We start from the raw sequence: 24,331 nt of genomic DNA on the forward strand, positions 1-24,331 counted from the left end.
TCAATTGTTTATAACGACATATTTATTATCGATTAAATAAATGAATTGCACGAGGTTATCGTTCACTTTGCAGGCCATAATCAGCATGTAGTATCCCTTGTCCTCATTCGTGCAGGGTTTACAGTGATAAATATAGTCAATAGCCCAATCGCATACTACTTTCTTTACGTATAGTTATTAGGTGAATACCTATATTAAGGAGGCAACACCTATGTTCTATTCGATTCCTTGGATATCAGATCCACGGCATCAACCGTCTTTCTTTGCAAGAAATGCTGCTTATCCAGGTACTTATCCTTATAACCCATACACATGGCAGACGAATTATATCCCCTATAGGCAAACGCCTACACCATTTTTTAGAATGAAATGGGGTAACGTACAAAGTAATACATGTATAAGTAAAGCCGAAGTAGAATTAAACCAAACTTTCCGAACGCTCTGGGAGCAACACGTCGCTTGGACGAGGATGCTCATTATTAGTATTGCGGAAGGTTTGCCTGATGAAGCGTTAGTTACCGAGCGTCTCCTTCGTAATCCCACAGACATGGCCGCCGTTTTTAAATATTATTACGGAGATACGGTAGCTTCTCAGTTTGACCGTTTAATGAGAGAACATCTTGTTTTGGCTGCACAACTCGTTAAAGCTGCGAAGGCTGGCAATAATCAAGCAGCTGCGGAAGCAGAAAAGAAATGGTATGCCAATGCAGATGAAATCGCTGGCTTTATGAACAGTATCAACCCCAATTGGCCGAAGTCAGCCTTGGAGAACATGCTGCATGAGCATCTTCGCATGACCAAAAATGAAGCCGTATTTCGATTATCCAAAAATTATGAATCTGACATCGAAGCCTTTGATCAAATTGAGAAACAAGCACTGGATATGGCGGATGCATTTACAGCTGGCATCGTCACGCAATTCCCCCATGCATTTCAATAACTAACAGAATGTGAATATAAGCCAGCTTATTTGTTGTTAAAAATGAGAGAGCACCCGCTTGGGTGCCTTTTCACTTTAAACAAATAAGTTCTTCCACCACAGATAACGAACTTCACATTTTTATTTTAAAAGTACACGCGGACGCAGCATCCGCTCCACAATACGAAGCATTTGTTTGCTTGTTAAAAAACGAGATGCTTGAGCTGTTATGAAGTTTTTGATCCCAGCAACAGCATAAGGCCGACCAGCCTCTAATGAGCGAAGCGCCACTTGTACAACATGTTCTGGCGTATCGCGCTTTCCGACAGATGCCTCTTCTGCTCCTACAACGCTGAAGAATGGGGTTTCCGTTGAACCTGGACATAAAGCAAGAAATTGGACACCGCGTTTGCGGTTTTCTTCCCAAAGCGCCTGTGTAAACGACAGTACAAAAGATTTGGTCGCTCCATACACCGCCATATACGGATCCGGTTGAAATGCTGCAGTAGAAGCTACATTAATGACGATACCGCTCCGTTTTTTAAGCATATCCGGTAAAAACAAATGAGTAAGATCCACAACTGCAACTACGTTGAGCATCACTTCTTCATGTACTCGGCCACTAGGCAACTGATCAAACCATAATGAAACCATTGCATTTAATTACCCGCTTAATGTCAACTTACTGATCAAAAGTCATGATTGTTGTTAACGCGACACCCATTTTAGTTGGTGTTATGTAATTGAAAATAGTAAAATGAATGTCAGGAAACATCGTATCTCGAAAAAATTAAAGGTCTGAGGGTGAAGTTAGATGAACAATCCTTCCGATATGCCTTTCACAGATAACCGTACTGTTAAAACCTATCAGGAAACGAGACTGCAGCATACCGAGAATTTAAGACAAAACGTTGTAGAGGCAGCTGCAAGGATTTTGCAGGAACATGGCCCAGAGGCGGTTACGGTTCGCCGAGTTGCTGAGAAAATGGAATGTTCCACTAAAATCATTTACAACTTATTTAATAACAAAGAAGGTTTAGCTAAGCAATTATTTTTGGAAGGCTGCAAGCTGTTAGCCAAGTCCTTTGACTCGGTACCAAAACAAGCAGACCTAGAGGAATATCTTCGTGACTTGAGTGAAGCTTATTGGAGTTTTGGACAATCCTATACAAGCTACTATATGTTGATGTTTGGCGGAGCTTTTAGCGAATTCAAACCGGAAGAGGAAAGTTTAAAAGCGACGATAACTGCTTTGCAACAAGTTATAAACACGATCGCTGAGGCAATAGAGCTAGAACTGATAGCCGAAAAAGACCCGATACTTGTTGTTCATGTGGTTTGGGCTTCATTACACGGAGTCATCCACCTTTACTTAGGTGGTCATATTCAAAGTGAAGCGATGGCGAAAACATTATATGACAGGACGGTATCCAATTTAATTCAGACGTTCTTTCGGCACGCTAGTTGATTAAAATAATTCCTTTCTCTATATAAGGCTAGACAAAAAGTAAGGGCACCCGCCCTTGGGTGCCCTTACTTTTTTTATTTATCTCGCAGTAGCCCCGCCATCGAGAATGAATTCTGCCCCCGTTGAGAAAGATGATTCATCGGATGCCAGAAAAACAACTAAATTCGCGACTTCCTCTACCGTACCAAAACGTCCTAATGGCGCCACAATTTCGGCTAATTCAGACTCAGGTATCTTAGCTGTGTTAACAGCATAGGCTCCCATCGCCGTATTAATGTAGGCCGGATGAATCGAATTGACGCGGACATTAGCCGGAGCGTACTCAACGGCAGCATCCTTGGTCATAATTCGTACAGCGCCCTTGCTGGCACCATATGCAATATGACCTGCAGCCCCTTTTAGACCTGCAACGGAGGAGGCATTGATGACCGACCCGCCGCCTTTCTTCGCCATAAGCGGCATAACATGCTTCATCCCAAGAAACACGCTGGTTACATTGATGCTCATCATGCGATTAAACTCGTCCAACGTCGTTTCTGCTAGAGGCTTAATGAAATAGATTCCTGCATTATTAAATAAAATATCAATTTGTCCATATGCGGATATGGATGCGTCAACGACCTGCGTCCAGCTATCCTCATGACTGACATCATGGTGCAAAGCTAGCGCTTCACCGCCGGACTGTTGAATCTCGTCCGCTGTTTTTTTAACATTTTCAAGATTGATATCCGTTACGACAACTTTGGCTCCCTCTTTAGCAAACCGAAGCGCTGTTGTTTTTCCTATACCTGTACCTGCGCCTGTAATAAGAGCAATTTTGCCTTGTAATCTCATCGTTGATCCTTCCTTTCGGATTTGTCTTCCTTACGAGATCCTAGTTACTGAAATGCGAATTAGACCGCGGTGTAGCCGCCATCAACAAGCAGGCTGGCACCTGTTATAAAAGAAGCATCATCGCTGGCAAGGAACAACACGGCTTTACCGACTTCTTCAGGCTTGCCAAGGCGTTTCATCGGATGCAAATCGATAAGATGCTGCGTAATCGCTTCATTCCGTCCTGCAATGAGCGGTGTATCAATGTATCCTGGGCAAATTGCATTGACTCGAATGCCTTTAGTTGCATAGTCCGCACTCAGCGACTGGGTCAAAAGCTTAACGCCGCCTTTCGCAGAAGCATACGCAGTAACATTTGCTTTGCCAACGTGGCTATGGATGGATCCGCAATTTACGATGGAGCCGCCTGTGCCTTGTGCAAGCATTTGCTTGATCGCATATTTATCACAGAGAAACACGCCTGTTAGATTGATATCAATGGTTCTATTCCAGGCATCTAAGCTTAATAGATCAGCAGGCCCGTCCTTAGCTATACCTGCGTTTGCAAACAGAACATCCAGCTTGCCATATTTGCTCACCGTCTGGGATACCATATGAATGACGTCGTCCTCGTTAGACACGTCCGTTTTTACAAACAAGGTATCAAAGCCTTCTGTATTCAACTGATCGGAAACGCCCTGCCCATGATCAGAAAAATCCGCAATGACCACTTTCGCTCCTTCTTCGGCAAATAAGCGGACAGTTACTTCGCCAATACCGCTTGCACCGCCTGTAACAATAACAACTTTATCTTGGAATCTCATGTTATCAACACTCCCTCTTTTGATTCGAGCCCATAAACGGTCTCGATTACGTTGTCCACAATCCGCCAATTTCACTCTTACTTTATAAGTACGAGTTTCTGTACCTTGATTTCATCTTATCATTGATATAAGTTAAGATAAATTTAAACAAATTGAATAATACTTAAGAAAAACTAAAGCAAAGGAGATAGGTCATTCATGAATATCGAAAAGCTAGAGTATCTTGTTGAAGTTGTAAAAACGGGGTCGATCTCGGCTGCCGCTCAAAATCTTCATGTCACCGTATCGGCTATTAGCCAGGCGATTTCAAGCCTAGAATCGGAATGGGGAGTTGTTATCCTCAAGCGATCTCGGTCAGGAGCAGTACCAACAGCCGAAGGAATTGTCATTATAAAAAAGGTGTACGAAGTTCTGAACAAGTACAAAGAGCTAGTCGAGACCACGCAGGGCTATTCTAATTCTATACAAGGCCATTTGCGATTCGCTACCATTCCCGGCCATGCTTTTCTGATTGAGAATGCCGTCATGGATTTTAAAAAGGATTATCCGCAAATACGAATGGAGATTTTCGAGAAGGGCTCTCATGAAATTATCGACGACATTCTGCATAATCGAGCCGACTTGGGTTTTATTATTTTGTTTGAGAATCGCCTTGTTGAAAATATCGGACTGTCCATTGAACGCTTGATGAGTGTAAAGATGGTTGCTGCAGTAAGCACACAGTCTCCATTGGCGCTTAACAAAACGATTACACCAGAGGAAATTATGCAGCAAACGATCGTCTTGTATAATGATGATTATGTAAAATGGTTTATGGATGACTTTCAAGCCAAATATGGCGCTGTGGATATTTTGTTTACGACAAACAACCCGAATTCGATTGGCAGGGCACTCCTAAATCATCATGCCGTCACTATTGGCCTTGATTACTCTTTTGTGAGTGATTTGTCCATTATTCGGGATCAATCGGTCATTTTGGAGCTTGATTTAACAGGCCAAGGCGCTGTTTATTTAGGCCTTATTCAGCCTGAAGGACATCACTCTACCCCGATCTCAAAGAGCTTTATTACCCGGCTTAAACATGATCTAGCGGATGTAAAAGCTAATTTTGAGTCGTAAACAACTCTCGCAAATAAGGGCTCATGAACAAATCATGAGGGTCCATTTGCTTTCTTATTTCGGCAAATTCCTGCCACATCGGATAACGCTTAATTAAATTGGCAGCCTTGAGCGTATGCATTTTACCCCAGTGGGGTCTGCCTTCATAACGAAGAAAGATTTGCTCCATCACTTCAAAATAACGTTTGTACGGCATGCCTTTATACATATGGACTGCTATATAGGCAGAATCGCGGCCATACGCGGGACTAAGCCAGATTTCATCAGCCGCCACATACCGGCACTCAATAGGAAAATGAACATGGAATCGCTCACGTTCCATTGCCTCTCGCATTTCACGAATGACCGACGTCATGGCTTCTTTCGGCAAGCTGTATTCCATTTCATAAAAACGGACGGTTCTTTCTGTCGCAAATATGCGGTGGCTATAATTCGCTTTTGTCGCAACGGGTACACTTGATGCACTTAACCTGCTTATGGCAGCACTTGCTGTGGGGATCATCTTACAAAGCCCTGATAGTAAGCCAAACAATGTGTTTTCAACTAGCTTTTCGTTTACATATTCAATCCATTTGTTCGTAGGCATGGGCGCATCCGTCTCATTCATCAGTTTGACCTGACAAGTCTCCGCATATGGAAACCAAAAAAACTCAAAATGCCGGTTATCCTCTACAAGATTCGGCAATTGCGTCAAGCAGTCCGTCAAAGCCATACGTTTGCTCTCATAGGAAAGTACATAAGAGCTCCTTAAACGGAGCTTTACCTGAACAATAATGCCTAATGTGCCTAATGAAACCTGTAATGCTCGAAATACAGCCGGATGTGACTGCAGCGTATATTCCAGCACTTCTCCTAAGCCGTTTACGACCGTTATGCCAATCACCTGTGTAGCTATACTTCCTAAGCGCAGCCCTGATCCGTGAGTTCCTGTACTAATCGCACCTGCAATCGACTGAACATCTATATCGCCTAGATTTTCCTGCGCTAGTCCTTCTTCATGCAACAGCTCGCCTAACCGCTTCAGCTTCGTTCCTGCCCAGACGACAGCCGTCTGCTCGTCAGCATCTACACTCACCACTCCTTGCAGCTCGTCAAGCGATACAAGCACCTGATCAGAAGCCGCAACCGCCGTAAAAGAATGCGCTGACCCTACAACGCGCAAATATTTGCCTTTCTTCAAACACTCATGACGAACGATTGCCACTACTTCATCTATCGTCTTCGGATGCCGAATAAGCTCAGGAGCGGCAGTGACTGACCCCGACCAATTTGTCCAGCTTTTCCGATTCGCTTTCATAGGAAGCATTCCCCTTCTCCGCGGTAGGTTAAGTACTCATCAACAATGCCTTCCCCAGTTATCGCATACAGCTTCGGAAACCGTTCACATAATTCCCCAGCCTTCGCATGCCGGAAAAAGATTGGATCTCCCAGCTCGAGAGCCAAACCGCTCGGACAACGAATCGGCGTCTGCACCTCACCCGCGCCTTCTAACGAAATCAACGTTAAGCCTTCAGGCAAATGCGGCTGCGGCGCTTTTTCCGCGCTAACAGCACCTGAAGCGGTGTAACCCCCGCCCAAGCAGGTTACCATATCTAGTCTAGGCTTCCGCACGACTTCCACCGCATATCCAGCAGCAGGCAAATACTGAAAATCAGCATAATGATCGAATAGCGTAGGACAATAAAAACCAGAGCCTACGGTGATTTCCGTTACTCCCTGCTCCAATTTGGAGCTGCTTATACTCCCAGTACCTCCAGCGTTTACAAAGCGCAGTTCCCCGCCTAACGCGTGAATACCTTGCAGCACTTCCTCACGCCTTTCAGCTACTTCTCGAATTGAACGCCGCTTCAGCTGGCGGATAAATGAATTTTTTAACCACTGTCCCGAGACCCGGTCCCCTACCCCAGCAATTTGCGCCTCGTAGCCCATTACACCGTCCAGCCTTACCCATTTGGATTGCTTAATCCGTTCGACAATCAGTTTAGCCAGTGCCCATGTGGTTACCGGTGATCTCCATATGCCAAAATGCAGTCCTGGATAGTTTGCAGACATATCAATATCCAGACAAAGCGCTGCCTGTACGCCAGTGGCTGCTGCAAGCCGCTCGATATGCTCCACATGCTGAATGGAATCAACCATAAACACGACCGTTCGGCCACTAGCTGCAGCTTCTAACAGAATTGAAATTTCGTCCGGCTCCCAAGCGGGATAACCAAGCAGCAAATCATCAAAGCCATGCCTCAGCAGAAAAGCCGCCTCTCTTGCCGTATAACACATGACGCCTTGATACACTTTGTCTGAATGAAGAATACGTCGAAGAACTTCCACAGACCTTATTGATTTACTTGCGACACGAATTTTCTTGTCACCCGCCGCAGCCGCAATGGCTCTGCTATTCGCATCCAATAAATCAAGATTTACATAAGCAAAAGGCTTCGCTATCTGCGCAAAAATCCTTTTATATTGCTCATAGTGAGGGAGCTCGATAGGCCATTCTCCATTCTGTTTATGCATATTTATTTTTACATTATATTCCTCATTTCTAATTGAAATCCTTTTTATTTGCTGGCGCTTAGCTTGCCGGGAATGTGAGCAGCCTTGCGTTTGCCGCAAATCCGATTACAAAAAAAGAGCTGTCCTTCTCCCGCCAGCGGCGTTTGAAAGACAGCTCTTTGTTGTATATTCGAAAATGATCTTACGCTTTGTTGGATGAACCAAACTCACGCATTTTGCCCATAACGGTTTGTTTGATTCCTTCGCGACCTGGAGCAAGGAATTTACGCGGATCGAAAGCTTCGGAATCTGCGCTCAACACTTCACGAACGATTTTTGTGAATGTGATTTGGTTTTCTGTATTTACGTTGATTTTCGCTGTTCCTAGCGAAATGGATCTTTTGATGTGCTCAGTTGGGATACCTGTGCCGCCATGCAATACTAGTGGCAATTTGATTGTTTGGCAAATTTCTTCCATTTCTTTGAAGCCTAGGTTTGGTTCACCTTTGTAAGGACCGTGAACGGAACCAAGTGCAGGAGCAAGGCAGTCAATACCAGTACGTTGTACTAGCTCGAAGCACTCCTTAGGATCTGCATAAATAACGCCTTCAGCTATTACATCGTCTTCTTGTCCGCCAACTGTACCTAGCTCAGCTTCAACAGAAACGCCGCGCTCGTGCGCGTATGCAACAACCTCTTGAGTCGTTTTTACGTTTTCTTCAAATGGTGAGTGTGAAGCATCGATCATAACGGATGTAAATCCAGCATCGATCGCAGCTTTACATTTTTCAAAGCTAGAACCGTGATCCAAGTGGATCGCAACAGGAACTGTAATTTTCATTTCTTCAATTAGTGATTTCACGATTGCAGTTACAACTGTGAAACCTCCCATGTAACGAGCTGCGCCTTCAGAAACGCCAAGGATAACCGGGGATTGCTCTTCTTGAGCAGCGCCTAGAATGGCTTGTGTCCACTCCAAGTTGTTGATGTTGTATTGACCAACTGCATAGCCTTCTTTTAACGCTTTGTTCAACATTTCTTTCATTGATACCAATGCCATATTAAAATCCTCCTTAGAGTTTAACTAACTATTTTTAATCATGTAAATGCCTGATTATATTGTGAGAATAATCACTAATGAATAGTCAGGACCATTAACATTCTGAATACCTAGCACTTCTTTATCAATCACCCAACTATTGTACATCTTTATCCTTTAATAAATCAACTTATTTTGCCCCTAAATAACGAACACTTCCCAGCTGCAATCGCTTACACATAGGTTTTTCATCATTTTTTTCTCGAAAATAATATAGTGAAGCAATAAAGTAATTTTATTCATGATTTACAAGTACTGATCAACATATCAAGGGATGTTTAGAGTTTGTCCAGAATCGAATGGTATAATTAGGAATGTGCGAATTAGCATATTTTTACAAATTGATGACCACAACCAGGAGGAAAAATCATGCACGTTGATCATCTACACAAAGATTCATTTTTTAGAAGGATTTTATTAGTTGTTACTTCCTTTATTTTGGTACTCTCAGCGGCGCCGATAACGCCTGTGCTGGCGAGCTCCGAGCCGGACTCGCTGCCAATCTATGTCGGCTGGCAAAATTTTAATCATACCGGTCCTACTGCAGTTGTATCTAATGATGCGACCAGAGTGCTGAGCTTCCCGGCTATTCCGGGCCGAAATAACACCGCCACAACAGCGAACGGACGATTAAGAGTAGTGCCGGTTACGAATGATTCAAGCGGCATCGTCGTTCGTACAAATAAAATTAAGCTTGACGGCGGCTTTAGCACTTATTTTGTCATGCATTTAAATGGAAGCACTTCGTTAAATAATTTAAACTTTCCGGGACCCGCTGATGGTCTAACCTTTATTATTCAGGATAATCCGACTCCTGTTCTAGGCGGGGTAGGCGAAGGCGTAGGCTATGCCGGTATTCCAAACTCCGTAGGTGTAGAGTTCGATACGTGGAAAAACCTCGGACCTCATAAGGGAATTCAATACAATGATCCCAACACCCCTTTTAATCGCTTAAATCAATATCATCCGATAACGAATCCAACCGGCCCTACTGCCGATCATGTCGCTATTGTAATGAATGGCAACAACCATCATCAACAGGGCAGTGGCGACGTTATTGATAATTTGCAAGGAGCCAACTTCCGTTTGTACGATTACGCCGCAAGCGGTGCTTACGTTCATGTTTGGGTTGATTATGATGATAATGGACTTCTTACTACAACTTATGGTCTAAGTGATGATCGAACGAATGCGGATAACAGATCACTGACTCGTAATGTCGGCACATCCCTTATGAACAAAGAGGTATATGTAGGCTTTGGCGCGAGTACAGGGGGAGCCAACTCCCATCATGATATTCTGGCATGGTATTTCAAAAACTCCTACGTTGACGGAGGACTAAAACCCAACGGAAATTATAAGCAAGGACCAAGTGCAGTTACAATCAATAAAGTATTCTCCACAGGTGTTGGAACACAGACGGGTATTGATATCAAGGTCAACGGCATTAGCAAAAGCGATAACTTGCCTAATGAAAAGGTTGATATTTATGTTAACAATCAATTAGTAGATGGCGAGTATAGTACAAATAGTGAGGGCGTGCTTGTTTATACCTTTGATGATTCGAGTCATCTGCAGGCCGGTAATAACAATATTACTGTAATCACCAGCAACGGAGGCACATCTGCGAGCAGTTCAGCGATTATGACTGCGGCGCCTGTCGCAGATAACATTGTGTTGTCCTATACAGCTAATGGCATTGTGACGATCAATGGCGTTCCGAATGGAGTAGCTGTAACCCTATACGACGACAATCGTGAAGTCATTGCAACTTCGTCAATTGCAACGAACGGAACGGTTCGCTTGACATTGACCGACGATGGCAAGGATATACTAGCTGGCGCCAGCCAAATTGATATTTCATATGCAAAAAATGGTGAAGTAGCCAGCAACGTAACAGCAGTATCTCCTATTTTACGGAGCAGTGCGCCTGAAAAAGAGAAAATCACTACGAATGTACCCAAAAACACAGTAACCGTTAAAGACGTCTCACCGGGCTCGACTGTTAAAGTGTATGGTGACGATGACGAGCTCATCGGTACAGCAACTAACAACGGCAATGAAGAAACAGAAGTGGTAGTCACTATTGATCCGCCAACCAAGCTTCAAGAAGGTGACATCATTGAGGTTACAATTACAGAAGAAGACGGCAAGCCAGAAAGCGAACGAGTAACAAGCATAGCGAAGCTGGAGAGCGACCCGTTGGACGAGAAAAAAATCACAACAAACGCAACGAACAATACGGTAACGATTAAAGACGTACCGCCAGGTACAACCATCAACGTATATGACAAGAACGGCGAGGTTATTGGAACAGCTACTAACACTGGCACGGAAGCAGATATCGTAGTTGAAATTAAAGAACCGCATACGCTTGTGGCAGGAGACAACATTAAAGTTACAGTTACTGAGACAGGTAAGCTCGAAAGTGAGCCAGTGTCTAGCGAAGCGAAGCTTGACAGCGTGCTTGACACAAATAACGTTAAAACGAACGCAACAAATAATACCGTAACCGTCAAGGATGTACCGCCGGGTGCAACCATTCTAGTATACGACGAGAACGGTGATGTTATCGGTAAGGCTACAAATACAGGCACATCAAAAACAGCCGTTGTCGTTACTATTGAACCTACAACCGCGCTTGCTGAAGGCGATATTGTAAAAGTTACGATCACAGAAGACGGTCATCTGGAAAGTAAACCGATATCGAGCGAAGCAAAAACGGAAAGCGCGCCGCTTGAGAGTAACAATTTGGAAACAAACGCAACGAAAAACGCAGTAACCGTTAAAGATGTACCACCAGGTGCAACTATCAACGTATATGACAAGAACGGCGATGTTATTGGTACAGTTACAAACACGGATACGTCCATAGCTACCGTTGTAGTTAACATTGAAGCCCCGCATGTACTTGGTGAGGGGGACTTGGTTAAGGTTGCAATTGCAGAAGTTGGAAAGCTGGAAAGCCCATCCACTTCTAGCACAGCAAAAATAGATAGTGGCTCACCGGAAAGTTCAAAGGTTAAAGCAAGTGTATCGAATGGCAGCGTTAAGGTAGTAGAGGTGCCTGCTGGGGCGACCATTATTGTATACGACGAGAATGGTACAGAGTTGAAACGTGCTGTAAATGCCGGAGAAGAGACGGGAACCGTTGTCATCGGAGGACTTGACCTTGAGCCTGGAACCAAAATTCAAGTGACATTAACGGAAAAAGACAGATATGAAAGCAAGCCCTTGCTTATAACGGTCGAATTCACGACAGACGAAGCTATTGATGATGCACTGAGGGCCCTGCAAATCGGTTACCAAGCAAACGATACATGGGAGAGTGTTACGCTTCCTGTACTCATTGTAACAACAGGGGCAAATGAAACGATGATCGATTGGACTTCCAACAAGCCAAGTTCAATTGAAATTTCATTGCCTGAGAATGGATCAATCAAGACACTTGTTCATCGTCATGCAAAGGATGAGAGTGTTATACTCACCGCTTCCGTTTCTAAAAATGGTGTAACGAAAACCCGCACATTCCTGTTAATTGTCAAAGCCGAGAACCTAACAAAGACAACAATCGAGAATTATCGACAAGTCCCTGTTGTTGGCGGCTCAGACAACGAGGTGAGTGAGCCGGTTGGCATTAATCGTGTTATGTTATCAAATGGAGTAAAAATTGACAAAGCCATTTTTGATCCGGCAGCAGCAGCAAGGTTTATTAATGATCTTAGAACAAAAAACGGAGTATCAACTGTATTTGTTGATGAGGTTGCAGGAGACGAACCAGGTGAGATTGCTGTCGAAATTCCTGGACAATCTATAAGACTGTTAAACACCAACCAAAATACGTTGGATATACGTACAGAATATGCAACTATATCCATTGCTGCAAATGTTATTGACCGCATGGCAGATCGTTATCTTGACTTGTTTTTCCGCTTAATTCCTGTAAAAGATGCTGGTCATCAAGCGGAATTAAATACCAGCATTGTGAATGAGACAGTTGTCAGAGCAGCAGCTGGAAGCCGAAATGTTGCAGTGATCGGCTCCTCCTTGGAAATTGAAACAAACTATCGCGATTACACAACAACACTGTTCTTACCATTTGCAAAGAACGGAATCACCGTGCCTGCAAGCAACTACGACAGCTTTTTAGATTCGCTGCGAGTTTTTGTAGAGCATAGCGATGGAGAAAAAGTGGTAATGAAACCTGCCGTTGTGTACAGCGGTGATACTCCAATTGGACTAGAGATTGAAATTGACAAGTTTAGCATTTTCTCCGTTATTCAGTTAACAGAACGGTCGACAGGTGGAAGCACCGTCATACCCGCTCAGCCTGTGACGGAGCAAGTGAAGAAGACCACCATCGATCCAAAAGCGGGAACCATTGTTCTTGATCTAGTTGATGGCAGCGGTAAGGTGGACACATCAGGCTTTATAGTAAAAATTAGTGGCAAGGCAGTGGAAATAAAAGACGTTAGAATGGATGGCAATCAAGTTATTATTCAGCTGAAGAATCCTATTCCCGTTGGTTATGAAGCAACCGTATCTTATAAGCCGGGCAGCGGCTTCACAGGCACTTTGAAGTCTTTCACTGACCTGAACATTGCAAACCCTGGCCATCATAATGCTTATATTAAAGGCTTCCCTGATGGCACATTCCGCCCGAATAACACGATCACGAGAGCGGAGATGTCGGCTCTACTAGCACGCAACAAAAATTTACCAAATGTTTATGAATACCAAGAGCTCTATCCGGATGTTGCAAAAGGCTTCTGGGCCGCAGCTAACATCGAGCAGCTACAAGATATTGGATTAATGATTGGCGATAAGCAGGGCAATTTCCGGCCAAATGACCGCATAACGAGAGCCGAAATGGCAATGATTGCGGCCAAATGGTTAAATGTTGATCTTAACGGACCATTCACGAACACATTTGAGGACGTATCTGATCAGCACTGGGCTGCAGCAGCTATTGCCGCTGTAAACAAAGCGGGGGTTATGATCGGTTTTGAAGATGGCTCGTTCGGTCTGAAGGAATATGTAACACGTGCGCAAGCAGTTACCATTATGAACCGTTTGCTAGGAAGAGGACCGCTTACAGGCGTAACAACACCATCATGGCCGGATGCGACTTCTGCTCACTGGGCATTCGAGCATATTGAAGAAGCTTCCAAAGATCACTATTATACGTACCTTTCGGATGGTAAAGAGCTATTATTTAAGCAATAGCACCATCCTGTCGCTATTGAAGTAGATTCAAGCTCGACAATTCATTCATACTCAAAAGCCAAGAAAATGCTGGGTTGTAACTAGCATATTTCTTGGCTTTTCTCTTACTGCACAATCAACATGAAGGACTGTAAAGCCGTGTCAAAGTCAAGATAAGCGTCACCCGTTGTTGGATTGCGTTCTGGTAATCAGATTACGAACTTCATCTGAATACATGCGAATCAAAAAAAATAAATGCCTGATTTTCGGCTACGTTATATTTCTGAAGGCTCTATAATAAGAGCATAATCTAAGATTAGGGCGTGCAAACATGGTACCTGCAGAGCGTAACGAAGAATACTACAGGGCGTTATTAGAGAAAAGAACGGAATATGAAGGCGTATTTTATGTAGGCGTCAAAACGACTGGCGTGTTCTGTCGTCCAACCTGCCCAGCACGAAAGCCAAAATTTGAGAACTGCGAATTTTATGAGACGGCACAACAAGCGCTGCTTGCCTCCTATCGGCCATGCCAAAGATGCCGTCCGCTTTCCCACCCAAACCATGTATCGGAGGTTGTTCGCCAGCTTGTTGCTGCCGTTGAGGAAAATCCTGAAAAACGATGGAAAGAACAAGATTTCAAAAATCTTTCGGTTGATGAGTCAACAGCGCGCCGTCAGTTCAAGAAGCGATTTGGCATGACGTTTGTTGAATATGCTCGCGCTCGCCGCATGGGACTTGCCTTGAAGAACATTAGATCGGGTCAAACGATCATTGATACTCAGCTATCTGCTGGTTATGAATCCAGCAGCGGTTTCAGAGACGCTTTCTCGCGAATTATGGGGGCCGCGCCTACATTAGTAGAGAATAGTCAGGTTTTGAAAGCTTCTTGGATCGACACAAGGCTTGGGCCGATGATTGCAATTGGGGATGAGAGTGCACTTTATCTTCTTGAATTTGTTGATCGGCGAGGGCTAGAACGCGAAGTAGAAAGGCTTCGTCAACGGACAAAATCCGCCATCATTCCAGGTGTCACGGAACCAATCCAATCGATTGAAAGTGAATTGACCCGCTATTTTGACGGAAAACTGACCGAATTTAAAACCCCCGTCTCGTTGCTTGGATCACCTTTTCAGAAGAGCGTATGGGAGCAATTAATGAAAATTCCGCCGGGCGAAACGCGTTCCTATTCAGACATCGCCGCTGCACTCAGTAAACCATCCGCCTATCGTGCTGTCGCTCAGGCCAATGGCGCAAATCAGCTCGCGATTATGATTCCTTGTCATCGAGTCATCAACTCAAATGGTGATTTAGGCGGCTATGGCGGTGGATTAACACGTAAAAACTGGCTATTACATCACGAGAAACAAGGAGAATAATATGACGTTGGAAGAAGTGCGCTGTCCGTGCATAACCAACTGCGCTTTTAAAAATGAAAGACCGACCTCAGCGTTCTACACGAAGCTGAGATCGGTCTTTCATGACGGATTATCCTATAGGGTTATCCTTTTCTACAACCGTTACTTCAAGACCGCCAAACTTTGTCGCTAGCTTACTATAGATAAAGGCACTTAACATCCCAATCAAGCCATAAACAAAAATAAGTATAACGGGCATAATAATATAAGGAATTCCTGCTGACAGTAAGCCTGGTTTGCCAATAGCGAGTCCAATAATCGCGACTAAAAAGCCTAAAACAACCATAATCGATAATGGAATAATAGCAAAATATAATGTCGCTTTAAAAGCACTCTTCGGCCCTATTTTTATAATTTCTAATTTTTTCATAACACTTTCCCCTCCTTTTAATTTTATTTTTGATATATTTTCCACAATAACATAATGTTACATTATTTTCTTTTTATTTTTTATTAAATTCTTGCAAATTTTCTTAAAGCTGCCCCTCACCAAACACCTCAGCCCGATACTTCTTAGGCGTTACGCCTAAAGCTCCTCACCGACTGCACCAACTGGTTTGGGCGCCTCCGTTGCTTCGAGCAGTCAAATTAACTTGAGCTGAAACGCTTCCTCGGATAATCTGGGCGTGACTGGATATGACATCTACCGCGGCGGCAGTTTTCTCAAATCGGTAGCAGCAACTACAGCCAGTGATACTGGCTTGTCCGGATCGACAACTTACAGCTATTACGTAAAAGCAAAGGATGCGGCAGGCAATCAATCGGTTTCGAGCAATACCGTCAGCGCAACTACACAGTCCGGAGGGATAGCAGCTTGTTCCGGCGCATTAACCTCCGCAGCTGCCATTCAAGGTGCGATGATCAATGCGAGCGCAGGTACAATAATCACGATTGCGCCAGGAACCTACTCAGGTATTCGAGCTGCAAGCGGTGATCCTAGATTGGATGCTAACGGCGTTCCAACTGGTGTTTTCTATTCGGGCGCTAGCGGCACTTCCGGCAGCCGCATCATTTTGAAGGGTTGTGACCCAGCAAATCCCCCTATATTGCAAGGACCCGCTACCAATGATGGTTCTTACGGCATTCATCTAACAGGCGACTATTGGGAAATTCGCGATATTAAAGTAACAAGAGCACAAAAGGGGATCATGATCGACAATGGGAACTACAACTTCATCTTCAAGGCCGAAATATACAATGTGGCGACGAAGGCGTTCATTTCAGGGACGGCAGCTCCTACAATACACTGGATAACGCCAACAATTATGATACTGGAAAATATCAAGCGGGATACGGCGAAGGCGCTTATGTAGGATCGGATGAAAGTGCTGCTTACGAGCACACGGTCATTGGCAATACTATAAGATACACCACTTTCGGCCCTGGAATAACAGCTGAGCATATCGATATTAAAGAGGGTGCTGATGGAACTCTCGTGGAATATTGCACATTTAACGGCACTGGAATTTCCGGGGCAAACTCAGCGGACAGCTTTATTGACGTGAAGGGGTTAACTCCAAGATCTACAACAATACTGGCAGCCGCAATGGCAACAGCAGCGTAGTCGATGCGTTCCAGAATCGCACCCACGGCTCAAGCTATCCAACTGGCACCAATAAATTTCAAAAACAATAGTGTCCATTTGGACGGGGTCGGGTACATCGTAAACGCAGTAGGCGGTTCAGCTAAAGTGAAGGACAACACAAGATCCGACGGCTCTTCTAATCTTTATAAAGGAAAGTTTACCCTATATTAATAGCTTATAAAAAAAATCAGCCTCTTTGTCGCTTTAATATGCGACGGTTTGTGACTTGCTCAATTTAGAGCAAGTCTTTTCGTTAATGATTATCAACGAAACTAGGGGGTTATCTGGCAATGGCCTGAGCTTACTTTTTGACCGCTTCTATACGGCAGATAGCACAAGGTCTACCCTAGGACCTTGGCTTGGCCTTTCTATCGCTGCACCAGACACCGAATAAATCGATCAAAGCCCCAGTACAATTGCACTGGGGTATTTTTGTATTATTTTACATAAAAATATTAATATCTCATAAATTTATCCCTAAAAATAGTTCGAATGTTGTAACAATCGACACGAACAAACAAAATAATATAGTTATTACCGTCTATATATTAAATTTTTGGAAGATTATATACTTGTTGTTGAAATTAACAAAATAGTTTAGGAGGATGTCTATGAAACGCAAACTGATAAGCAGAAAGCTCATCCGCATAAGCGTCATTGTATTATCCACTTTGTTATTATTGGCTCAATTGGAAGCGGTGTCAAAAACCGTGTCCGCCAATGCTGCTCAGCAGCAAGCTGCATTAACGGCCTCACCGTGGGTGTCCACCCAAGTGTATTTAACCGGCGATGAAGTGAGCTACAATAACAACAACTATCGAGCCAAATGGTGGACACAAGGCGATGTACCCGGTGCTGGCGCTCCATCGAGCTCACCATGGCTGCTGCTTGAGCCAGGTACGGGCGGGGGCAACCAAGATCCAACTCCGCCTACAGCTCCAACGAATCTTGCCTCGCCAGGAAAAACCGCTAATTCAGTCACATTAACTTGGAATGCTGCAACAGACAACATTGCTGTCATTGGTTACGATATTTACCGCGGCACTACAAAAGTTGGTTCCACAAACGCCTCCACATTAACTTACACCGATACTGGCTTGCAGCCTGACACTTCGTATATCTATTCTGTATCCTCAAAAGACAGCTCCAGCAACACAACAGCAAGTACGGCCATCACCGTAAAAACCTCTCTTGCCGAACTAAATGTCGGACAAAGCCGCGTTCTAACCGATGAACAAATTACAGCACAATGGGGCGGAATTGATCCTCAATATTCACCAGCAAACGCAGCGGCAGCCGTACAAGCCGCACTGCCAAAAACAGAATATGAAGCACTGTTCCCGATGCGTATTGGTACACCTGCATGGCACACTTTTGCTGCTAGCAAAACGTACTATAAACCTGGTCAAGTCGACTATTATTCTTATGACAACCTAATCGCTGCAGTAACAGACGTTGCAAACATTAAGTACAAGCTTGAATACCGCCAAGGTGCTACATGGAACAACCGTGTATTCCGCTTGAACAAAACAACGAAAACAGAAACACTCATTTCTCAAAATGCAGATTTCAACGCTTCATGGAATTTGACCGTACCGGTCATCTCTAAAACGGTTGATTTTGGCACATTTATTAAAGAAGGTTCCACTGTAAACCGCAAGCGCGAGCTGGCAGCTTTCCTCGCCAATATTGCGCATGAAACAGGCGGAGGCTGGGCGACAGCACCTGGCGGCGAGCTGAGCTGGGGACTATTTTGGAATGAAGAAGTCGCTTATATTAATTCCACAAACACAGGGTACATTCAAAGCCATGCCGAATTCCCTCCAGTTCCAGGCAAGTCGTATCACGGACGTGGACCGATTCAGCTTAGCTGGAACTACAATTACGGACTTATTAGCGGAATTATTTATGGAAATCAGAACACATTGCTCCAACAACCTGAATTAATCGTAAACGACGGCAAGCTAGGCTTTATGACAGCTATCTTATTTTGGATGACTCCACAACCGCCGAAACCTTCTGCACATGATGTAATGGTCGGCAACTGGACACCATCTGCATCAGACATTGCCAAAGGGTTAACACCTGCTGGGTTTGGTGTAACCATTATGATTATTAACGGCAACTTTGAAGGAAACAAAGACGAGACGGACTACCGAGTCGGTCGCCGTGTTGGTCATTACCGTGACATTACGACAAGAATGGGCATCAGTATAACTGGCGAGAAAGTCAATACAATCGGGATGAGCCCGTTCTAAAAAAATAAAAACCAAACAATAACTCCGGTCAACAACAGCAAAATAACGACTGCTCTTTCTCCGTGAAGAGCATGCTCCCCGGCCAAGTTTAATAGCCAATCGATGCAGCTGAAAAGACTGAAACAGCAGCCCTATTGATAAGGGCTGCTGTTTTAAGTTTAATGCAGGTATCTATCCTGCTCGAATGACTCGGCGCCTTTTCGCGTTCCAGAACTTGATCCATACGTCCCTATCATCATCGCGATATAGACGAATACCTATGATTTTAAAAGGTGTCCAAATTTCATTAAAATAGTAGTGAGGCATATAACTCCATCCTTTAATAAAAATTCCAAGTTTCAGACTCTAGGATGCACTTATTCACTTATTCCGACTTGCCAGTATATTCAGCAAAACGGTTACAGCTTCAGCTCTTGTGGCATGGTCTTGAGGGGCGAATTCATTATTACCCTTCCCCTTTACTATGCCCGCTTGTTTTACGTAAGCAACGCTAGCTCTCGCCCACGCAGGAATATCATTATCATCCGCGAAGCTTGTAGCAGCATTGGCTTCCGTAGACTGACCCAAAGCTTTAGCTAGTATAACTGCCATCTCTGCGCGTGTAATTTCTGCATTTGGACGGAAAGTACCGTCCTCATAGCCATTAATAATACCTTCCTGTACCGCTTGTGCGATTGCCTTCTGCGCCCAAGCTGGAATCTTTGTTGTATCTGTGAATGACAGTTCCGCTCCCGCTTCTTGCGGCTTCAACAAATTCATCAGCATGACTGCAAATTCTCCACGTGTCACGGTATGGTTAGGCCTAAATGTACCGTCCGGATAACCTGTCACGATTCCATTACTAATCGCCTGTTTGATGTTATCTTCAGCCCAGTGTCTGGAGATATCAACTAAGCTAATCGTTGGTGTTGGTGATGGTATCTGTTTTGGCGTAGGTACCGGAGTTGGTGTTGGCGATGGTGTAGGTACCGGCAAACCACCTCCACCAGATACAACCTCTTTTGCACGTGTAACAATGATATTGTATTGCTTCTTTGTAACACCGTCTTCGGCTGTTACGTGAACGATGAATGTGTTCTCTCCTACTGAAAGCTGTTTGAAACCTAAATCTGTTTCATTAATCGTAGCTGTTGCAGCACTCTTAGTAGCTGTAATTGTTGTACTCGTCACGCTATAGGCTACATTCCCGGTATAAGCGAATGTACCATTTACAAACTTCGGACTGAGTGTCACGCCGTTTAATGTCAGTTCGCTGAGAGTTGCATCTGAGCTTTGCGCACGCGTTACGATAACGGTGTATTTTTTTGTACTGCCGTCCTCTGCTGTGACTTGCACAGTGATGGTGTTTTCACCTACTGAAAGCTGTTTCGAACCTAGATTGGATGCTGTAATCGTTGCTGTTGCATCACTTTCGATTGCCGCAACTGTCGTGCTCATCACGTCGTTAGCTACATCTGCTGTATACTCCAAAGTTTCGCTGTCAAACGTTGGGCTAAATGAAACGCCGCTTAGTGTCAATGAGCTTAACCTTGCATTTGAGCTTGCTGCACGTGTTACGGTGACCGTATAACTGTTTGTACTGCCGTCTTCCGCTGTTACATGTACGGTGATCACATTCTCTCCTACCGTCAGCTGTTTCAACCCTAGATCGGCTGCTGTAATCGCAGCTGTTGCAGTACTCTTGCTTGCCGCAACTGTCGTGCTCGTCACGTCGTTAGCTACATTTGCGGTGTACGTTAATGTACCGCTGGCAAATGCCGGACTGAGTGTCACGCCGCTTAACGTCAATGCACTTAGCGTTGCATCTGAATTTTTAGCACGCGTTACGGTGACCGTATAACTGTTTGTACTGCCATCTTCCGCTGTTACATGTACGGTGATCACATTCTCTCCTACCGATAACTGCTTCAAACCTAGATCGGATGCTGTAATCGTTGCTGTTGCATCGCTCTTGCTTGCCGCAACTGTCGTGCTCGTCACGTGATTAGCCACATTTGCCGTGTACGTTAATGTACCGCTAGCAAATGACGGACTGAGTGTCACGCCGCTTAACGTCAATGCACTTAGCGTTGCATCTGGGCTTGTAGCTCGCGTTACGATGACCGTATAGTATTGTGTGCTGCCGTCTTCTGCTGTTACATGAACGGTGATCACATTCTCTCCTACCGATAACTGTTTCAAACCTAGATCGGATGCTGTAATCGTTGCTGCTGCATTGCTCTTGCTTGCTGCAACTGTCGTACTCGTCACGTGATTAGCCGCATTTGCCGTGTACGTTAATGTATCGCTGGCAAACGCCTCGCTGAGTGTGACGCCGCTTAACGTCAACGTGCTTAACGTTGCGTCTGAGCTTAATGCTCGCGTTACGGTGACGGTATATTCATTTTTCGTAATGCCGTCTTCCGCTGTTACATGCACTGTAATCACATTCTCTCCTACCGATAACTGTTTCACACCTAAATCAGCTGCTATAATCGTAGCTGTTGCAGTTCCCTTGATTGCCGTAACTGACGTGCTCGTCACGTTGTTAGCTACATTTGATGTATATTCCATTGTTTCACTATCAAACGTTGGACTAAGCGTCACTCCGCCTAACGTAAGCTCGCTAAGCGATGCATCAGCACTCTTCGGATTTCTTACATTTGACTGCACGGTCAGTATTTGCGGCTCAGACTCCGGTTGCAGAGCTGTTGCCGCTATACGAACGGAGATCGTATCATTTTCCTTAACAGCAATATTATCGATGCTTGTTTCAGAAATTCTCTCATACAAATTATTGTTGACTTTATACTCCATCGCTGAGGTAATACCATTTAACTTGGTTGTCTCACCAATCGTTCCTGGTTCCAAAGTGCCCGTTGTCGGTGCCGCCGCAGACTTGATGTTTTCGCGTGTTACCGTTAACGTTTGGTCAAGTGATGCAGGTTGTGTCATCACAGCCGCTAATCGAACGGAAATCTTTTCTCCTGCATTGACAACAATATTGTCCATGCTTATACCCGTTATTGCCGAGTACGATCCAGAGCCCACTTTATATTCCATTGCACTCGTCACGCCAGTTAGCTTTGTTGTTCCCGCACTTGTCCCAGCGGTCAATGCCGACGTTGTAGGTGCACTACCCGACTTAATATTCGCTAGAGAAACCGTCAATGTTTTTGTGCTCAATATATCTGCTGCTGCACGAATAAAGACTTTATCTCCCGCATCTGCAATAAGGTTATCCGCTTCCATGCCGGTAATTGGAATATAAGTGCTGCCGTCAAATGAATATTCCATCCCCTCTGCAACGCGGATTAATTTGGTTGAACCGCCGTCCGTTCCTTGAGCCAAGGCTACAAACGCCCATAATTGAGGATATTTTTCCGGGAGAATATACCACTCCGTATTGAAATTCCAGCTGTTAAAATGAGATTTCGTTTGCATTTCAGCGGTTGATTTCCCAATACCTCCTCCTGTATCTCCTTGGTGAGTGGTTTGACTGTCGTAGTAGCTGTTATTGGTTGAATCATAAGCTACATTACCATTCAAGCCACCTACTAAAGAACTCCCCGACACAGATCCTGTTGCGTAGCTATTGCTTACTGAGCCAAATTGAGCGACACCAATCAAGCCGCCAACATAACTTGCTCCGCTCACACTACCTGTCGCGTAGCTGTTGCTAATGGACCCGTATTGACGAAAACCAACCAATCCGCCAATATAAAAGACCCCGCTTACATTTACCGCCGCCATGCTGTTTTGTATGGTTCCATTTTCACTATAGCCAACCAAGCCTCCTACAGCGGTAGAACCTTGTACCGTTCCTGTAACGCTGCTGTTGCTAATTTTTCCATAATTAGTACCAGCCAGCCCTCCTACGTTGCTGCTTTGACCAATTATATTAACATCTTCCAATACCATATTTGTAAGGGTGCCCTCTGCATTCACAGAACCAAATAATCCTTTGTTTCCAGCGTAATTAGTATCGATTTTTAAATTTGAAATTGGATATCCGCTGCCGTCTATATATCCTTTAAACGGCTCAATATCATTTCCTATCGGCTCCCAGTTTGCGAAACCGTTTAAATTAATGTTTGCTACGAGCTTGTAATAAGTGCCGCTATCCATATTATTTCTAACCTCATTAAGATGATCAGAGGTTTCTATGAGATATGGATCACTTATTGTACCCGCTCCTGCTCCTGGATACAGCTTTCTAACAAGCTGGCTTACCCCTACGTCTGGAAAGCCAGACGCGGATATGTTGATATTATGATTGCCTTTTGCCAGGACGCCGGCTTTTATCGTGATTTTCCCGTTATTGACCGTATATTCCGTTCCCATAGCGAGAGTGGCAGATCCATCCTTCACCGCCGTGATCGCTTGGCGCCACTCCGAATCGTCAGCGAACGTAAGCTCAATATCATTCGCATTATTGTTATCCGTCGTGTCCGCTATAACTGTGGGCGGGGTGAACATGATAGCCGTAATTTCTAACGGCAAACCGTAAGGCGTGTTATCGCTATCCAAAAAAGCCCCTGCATCAATCTTTATGGCGTTTGCCGCACCAACTAGATTGTCTTTAAAATTGATTTGAAGCGTGCTAGATGTTGCGTTCGTAACGGTATCGTCTGCATCAAGAGCTGTAAAGTCGCCGTCACTTGTTTTTTTAATGGTAATCTTGCTTTTCAAATCCTCTAAAGTGCCAGCTTGTTTCGCATATACGTTAAACGTAACCGTTAATGTCTTATTGTAATTACTAACCACTTTGGTCATTTCCCCAGAATCAAGCTGAAGGTTACGGTAATAACACTTTTTGGGGGTTCCTGCAGCAGGATCACCGAATACGTCATTTGAACAAGCTATACTGTTAGTCGCAATTTTTGTATTAAAGCTATAACTACCATCATTACCCCAGTATCGTACTTCTTTTGTTCCTTCAAAGCCGCATGTAGTACGCTCATCCGCACAATATGTCCAACCCGCACTGCCGTCTGGGCCAACGTTTGGCGCATCTGCAAATGCAGGCAACGCAAGAGACGACGAAAACAATGAAAAAACCATTAAGCCCAATAGTAAACGAACCATATAACCTTTTAACAATACTCGCATCGAGCCTGATATTCTTTTTTTAAACATCGCTTTTTTAACT

Annotated in this window: 15 protein-coding genes and 1 pseudogene; 7 read left to right on the forward strand and 9 right to left on the reverse strand. The window is 44.4% G+C overall.

The window, feature by feature from the left end; translation table 11 throughout:
• Positions 1 to 211: 211 nt before the first annotated feature.
• On the forward strand, positions 212 to 940 hold the full coding sequence (locus AC1DM9_RS16455) for a LysM peptidoglycan-binding domain-containing protein (RefSeq protein WP_477581083.1): 729 nt from the start codon (positions 212 to 214) through the stop codon (positions 938 to 940).
• Positions 941 to 1,060: 120 nt separating this feature from the next.
• Here AC1DM9_RS16455 and AC1DM9_RS16460 read toward each other — a convergent pair.
• Positions 1,061 to 1,561: pseudogene (locus tag AC1DM9_RS16460) on the reverse strand (SDR family NAD(P)-dependent oxidoreductase); the annotation flags it as partial.
• 172 nt (positions 1,562 to 1,733) lie between these two features.
• On the opposite strand from AC1DM9_RS16460, the gene AC1DM9_RS16465 reads away from it, so the two are divergent.
• On the forward strand, positions 1,734 to 2,387 hold the full coding sequence (locus AC1DM9_RS16465; protein WP_477581085.1) for a TetR/AcrR family transcriptional regulator: 654 nt from the start codon (positions 1,734 to 1,736) through the stop codon (positions 2,385 to 2,387).
• A 78-nt stretch (positions 2,388 to 2,465) separates the two neighbouring features.
• On the opposite strand, the gene AC1DM9_RS16470 is transcribed toward AC1DM9_RS16465, so the two are convergent.
• Both AC1DM9_RS16470 and AC1DM9_RS16475 read right to left on the reverse strand, forming a co-directional pair.
• Positions 2,466 to 3,221 carry an SDR family NAD(P)-dependent oxidoreductase gene (locus AC1DM9_RS16470; RefSeq protein WP_477581087.1) on the reverse strand — a complete coding sequence of 252 codons (756 nt, stop codon included), beginning with the start codon at positions 3,219 to 3,221 and terminating at the stop codon, positions 2,466 to 2,468.
• Positions 3,222 to 3,280: 59 nt separating this feature from the next.
• Positions 3,281 to 4,024: an SDR family NAD(P)-dependent oxidoreductase gene (locus tag AC1DM9_RS16475; RefSeq protein ID WP_441964029.1), complete on the reverse strand. Its 744-nt coding sequence runs from the start codon at positions 4,022 to 4,024 to the stop codon at positions 3,281 to 3,283.
• 198 nt (positions 4,025 to 4,222) lie between these two features.
• On the opposite strand from AC1DM9_RS16475, the gene AC1DM9_RS16480 reads away from it, so the two are divergent.
• Complete coding sequence (locus tag AC1DM9_RS16480; RefSeq protein WP_477581089.1) at positions 4,223 to 5,143, forward strand: LysR family transcriptional regulator; 921 nt, start codon at positions 4,223 to 4,225, stop codon at positions 5,141 to 5,143.
• Here the strand turns inward: AC1DM9_RS16480 and AC1DM9_RS16485 are convergent.
• The 3 genes from AC1DM9_RS16485 to AC1DM9_RS16495 form a co-directional block, all read right to left on the reverse strand.
• Positions 5,127 to 6,449: a D-arabinono-1,4-lactone oxidase gene (locus AC1DM9_RS16485; RefSeq protein ID WP_477581091.1), complete on the reverse strand. Its 1,323-nt coding sequence runs from the start codon at positions 6,447 to 6,449 to the stop codon at positions 5,127 to 5,129. The two genes, AC1DM9_RS16480 and AC1DM9_RS16485, sit on opposite strands and share 17 nt — an antisense overlap.
• Positions 6,437 to 7,657, reverse strand: a complete 1,221-nt coding sequence (locus AC1DM9_RS16490; protein ID WP_477581093.1) for an amino acid deaminase/aldolase — start codon at positions 7,655 to 7,657, stop codon at positions 6,437 to 6,439. Before AC1DM9_RS16490 ends, AC1DM9_RS16485 begins: the two co-directional genes overlap by 13 nt.
• A 181-nt stretch (positions 7,658 to 7,838) precedes the next feature.
• Complete coding sequence (locus AC1DM9_RS16495; RefSeq protein WP_054025684.1) at positions 7,839 to 8,696, reverse strand: class II fructose-bisphosphate aldolase; 858 nt, start codon at positions 8,694 to 8,696, stop codon at positions 7,839 to 7,841.
• 408 nt (positions 8,697 to 9,104) lie between these two features.
• Between AC1DM9_RS16495 and AC1DM9_RS16500 the strand changes: the two genes are divergently transcribed.
• Together AC1DM9_RS16500 and AC1DM9_RS16505 are read left to right on the forward strand one after the other, a co-directional pair.
• Positions 9,105 to 13,961 carry an S-layer homology domain-containing protein gene (locus AC1DM9_RS16500; protein WP_477581095.1) on the forward strand — a complete coding sequence of 1,619 codons (4,857 nt, stop codon included), beginning with the start codon at positions 9,105 to 9,107 and terminating at the stop codon, positions 13,959 to 13,961.
• Positions 13,962 to 14,271: 310 nt separating this feature from the next.
• Entirely contained in the window at positions 14,272 to 15,318 is a 1,047-nt protein-coding gene (locus tag AC1DM9_RS16505; RefSeq protein WP_477509558.1) for a bifunctional transcriptional activator/DNA repair enzyme AdaA, read from the forward strand.
• Positions 15,319 to 15,427: 109 nt separating this feature from the next.
• On the opposite strand, the gene AC1DM9_RS16510 is transcribed toward AC1DM9_RS16505, so the two are convergent.
• Entirely contained in the window at positions 15,428 to 15,727 is a 300-nt protein-coding gene (locus AC1DM9_RS16510; protein WP_477509559.1) for a hypothetical protein, read from the reverse strand.
• 256 nt (positions 15,728 to 15,983) lie between these two features.
• Between AC1DM9_RS16510 and AC1DM9_RS16515 the strand changes: the two genes are divergently transcribed.
• The gene (locus tag AC1DM9_RS16515) at positions 15,984 to 16,670 is read left to right on the forward strand and encodes a hypothetical protein (RefSeq protein ID WP_477581098.1); all 687 of its coding nucleotides are present in this window, start codon (positions 15,984 to 15,986) and stop codon (positions 16,668 to 16,670) included.
• 19 nt (positions 16,671 to 16,689) lie between these two features.
• Here AC1DM9_RS16515 and AC1DM9_RS16520 read toward each other — a convergent pair whose 3' ends face one another.
• Positions 16,690 to 16,947 carry a hypothetical protein gene (locus tag AC1DM9_RS16520; RefSeq protein WP_441878279.1) on the reverse strand — a complete coding sequence of 86 codons (258 nt, stop codon included), beginning with the start codon at positions 16,945 to 16,947 and terminating at the stop codon, positions 16,690 to 16,692.
• A 606-nt stretch (positions 16,948 to 17,553) separates the two neighbouring features.
• Between AC1DM9_RS16520 and AC1DM9_RS16525 the strand changes: the two genes are divergently transcribed.
• Positions 17,554 to 19,200, forward strand: coding sequence for a glycoside hydrolase family 19 protein (locus tag AC1DM9_RS16525; RefSeq protein WP_477581100.1), 1,647 nt, complete (start codon positions 17,554 to 17,556; stop codon positions 19,198 to 19,200).
• A gap of 360 nt (positions 19,201 to 19,560) precedes the next feature.
• Here AC1DM9_RS16525 and AC1DM9_RS16530 read toward each other — a convergent pair whose 3' ends face one another.
• The gene (locus AC1DM9_RS16530; RefSeq protein WP_477581102.1) at positions 19,561 to 24,318 is read right to left on the reverse strand and encodes a cadherin-like beta sandwich domain-containing protein; all 4,758 of its coding nucleotides are present in this window, start codon (positions 24,316 to 24,318) and stop codon (positions 19,561 to 19,563) included.
• Between the last annotated feature and the right edge of the window lie 13 nt (positions 24,319 to 24,331).

The sequence above is a fragment of the Paenibacillus sp. 01T431 genome, from assembly GCF_056398625.1.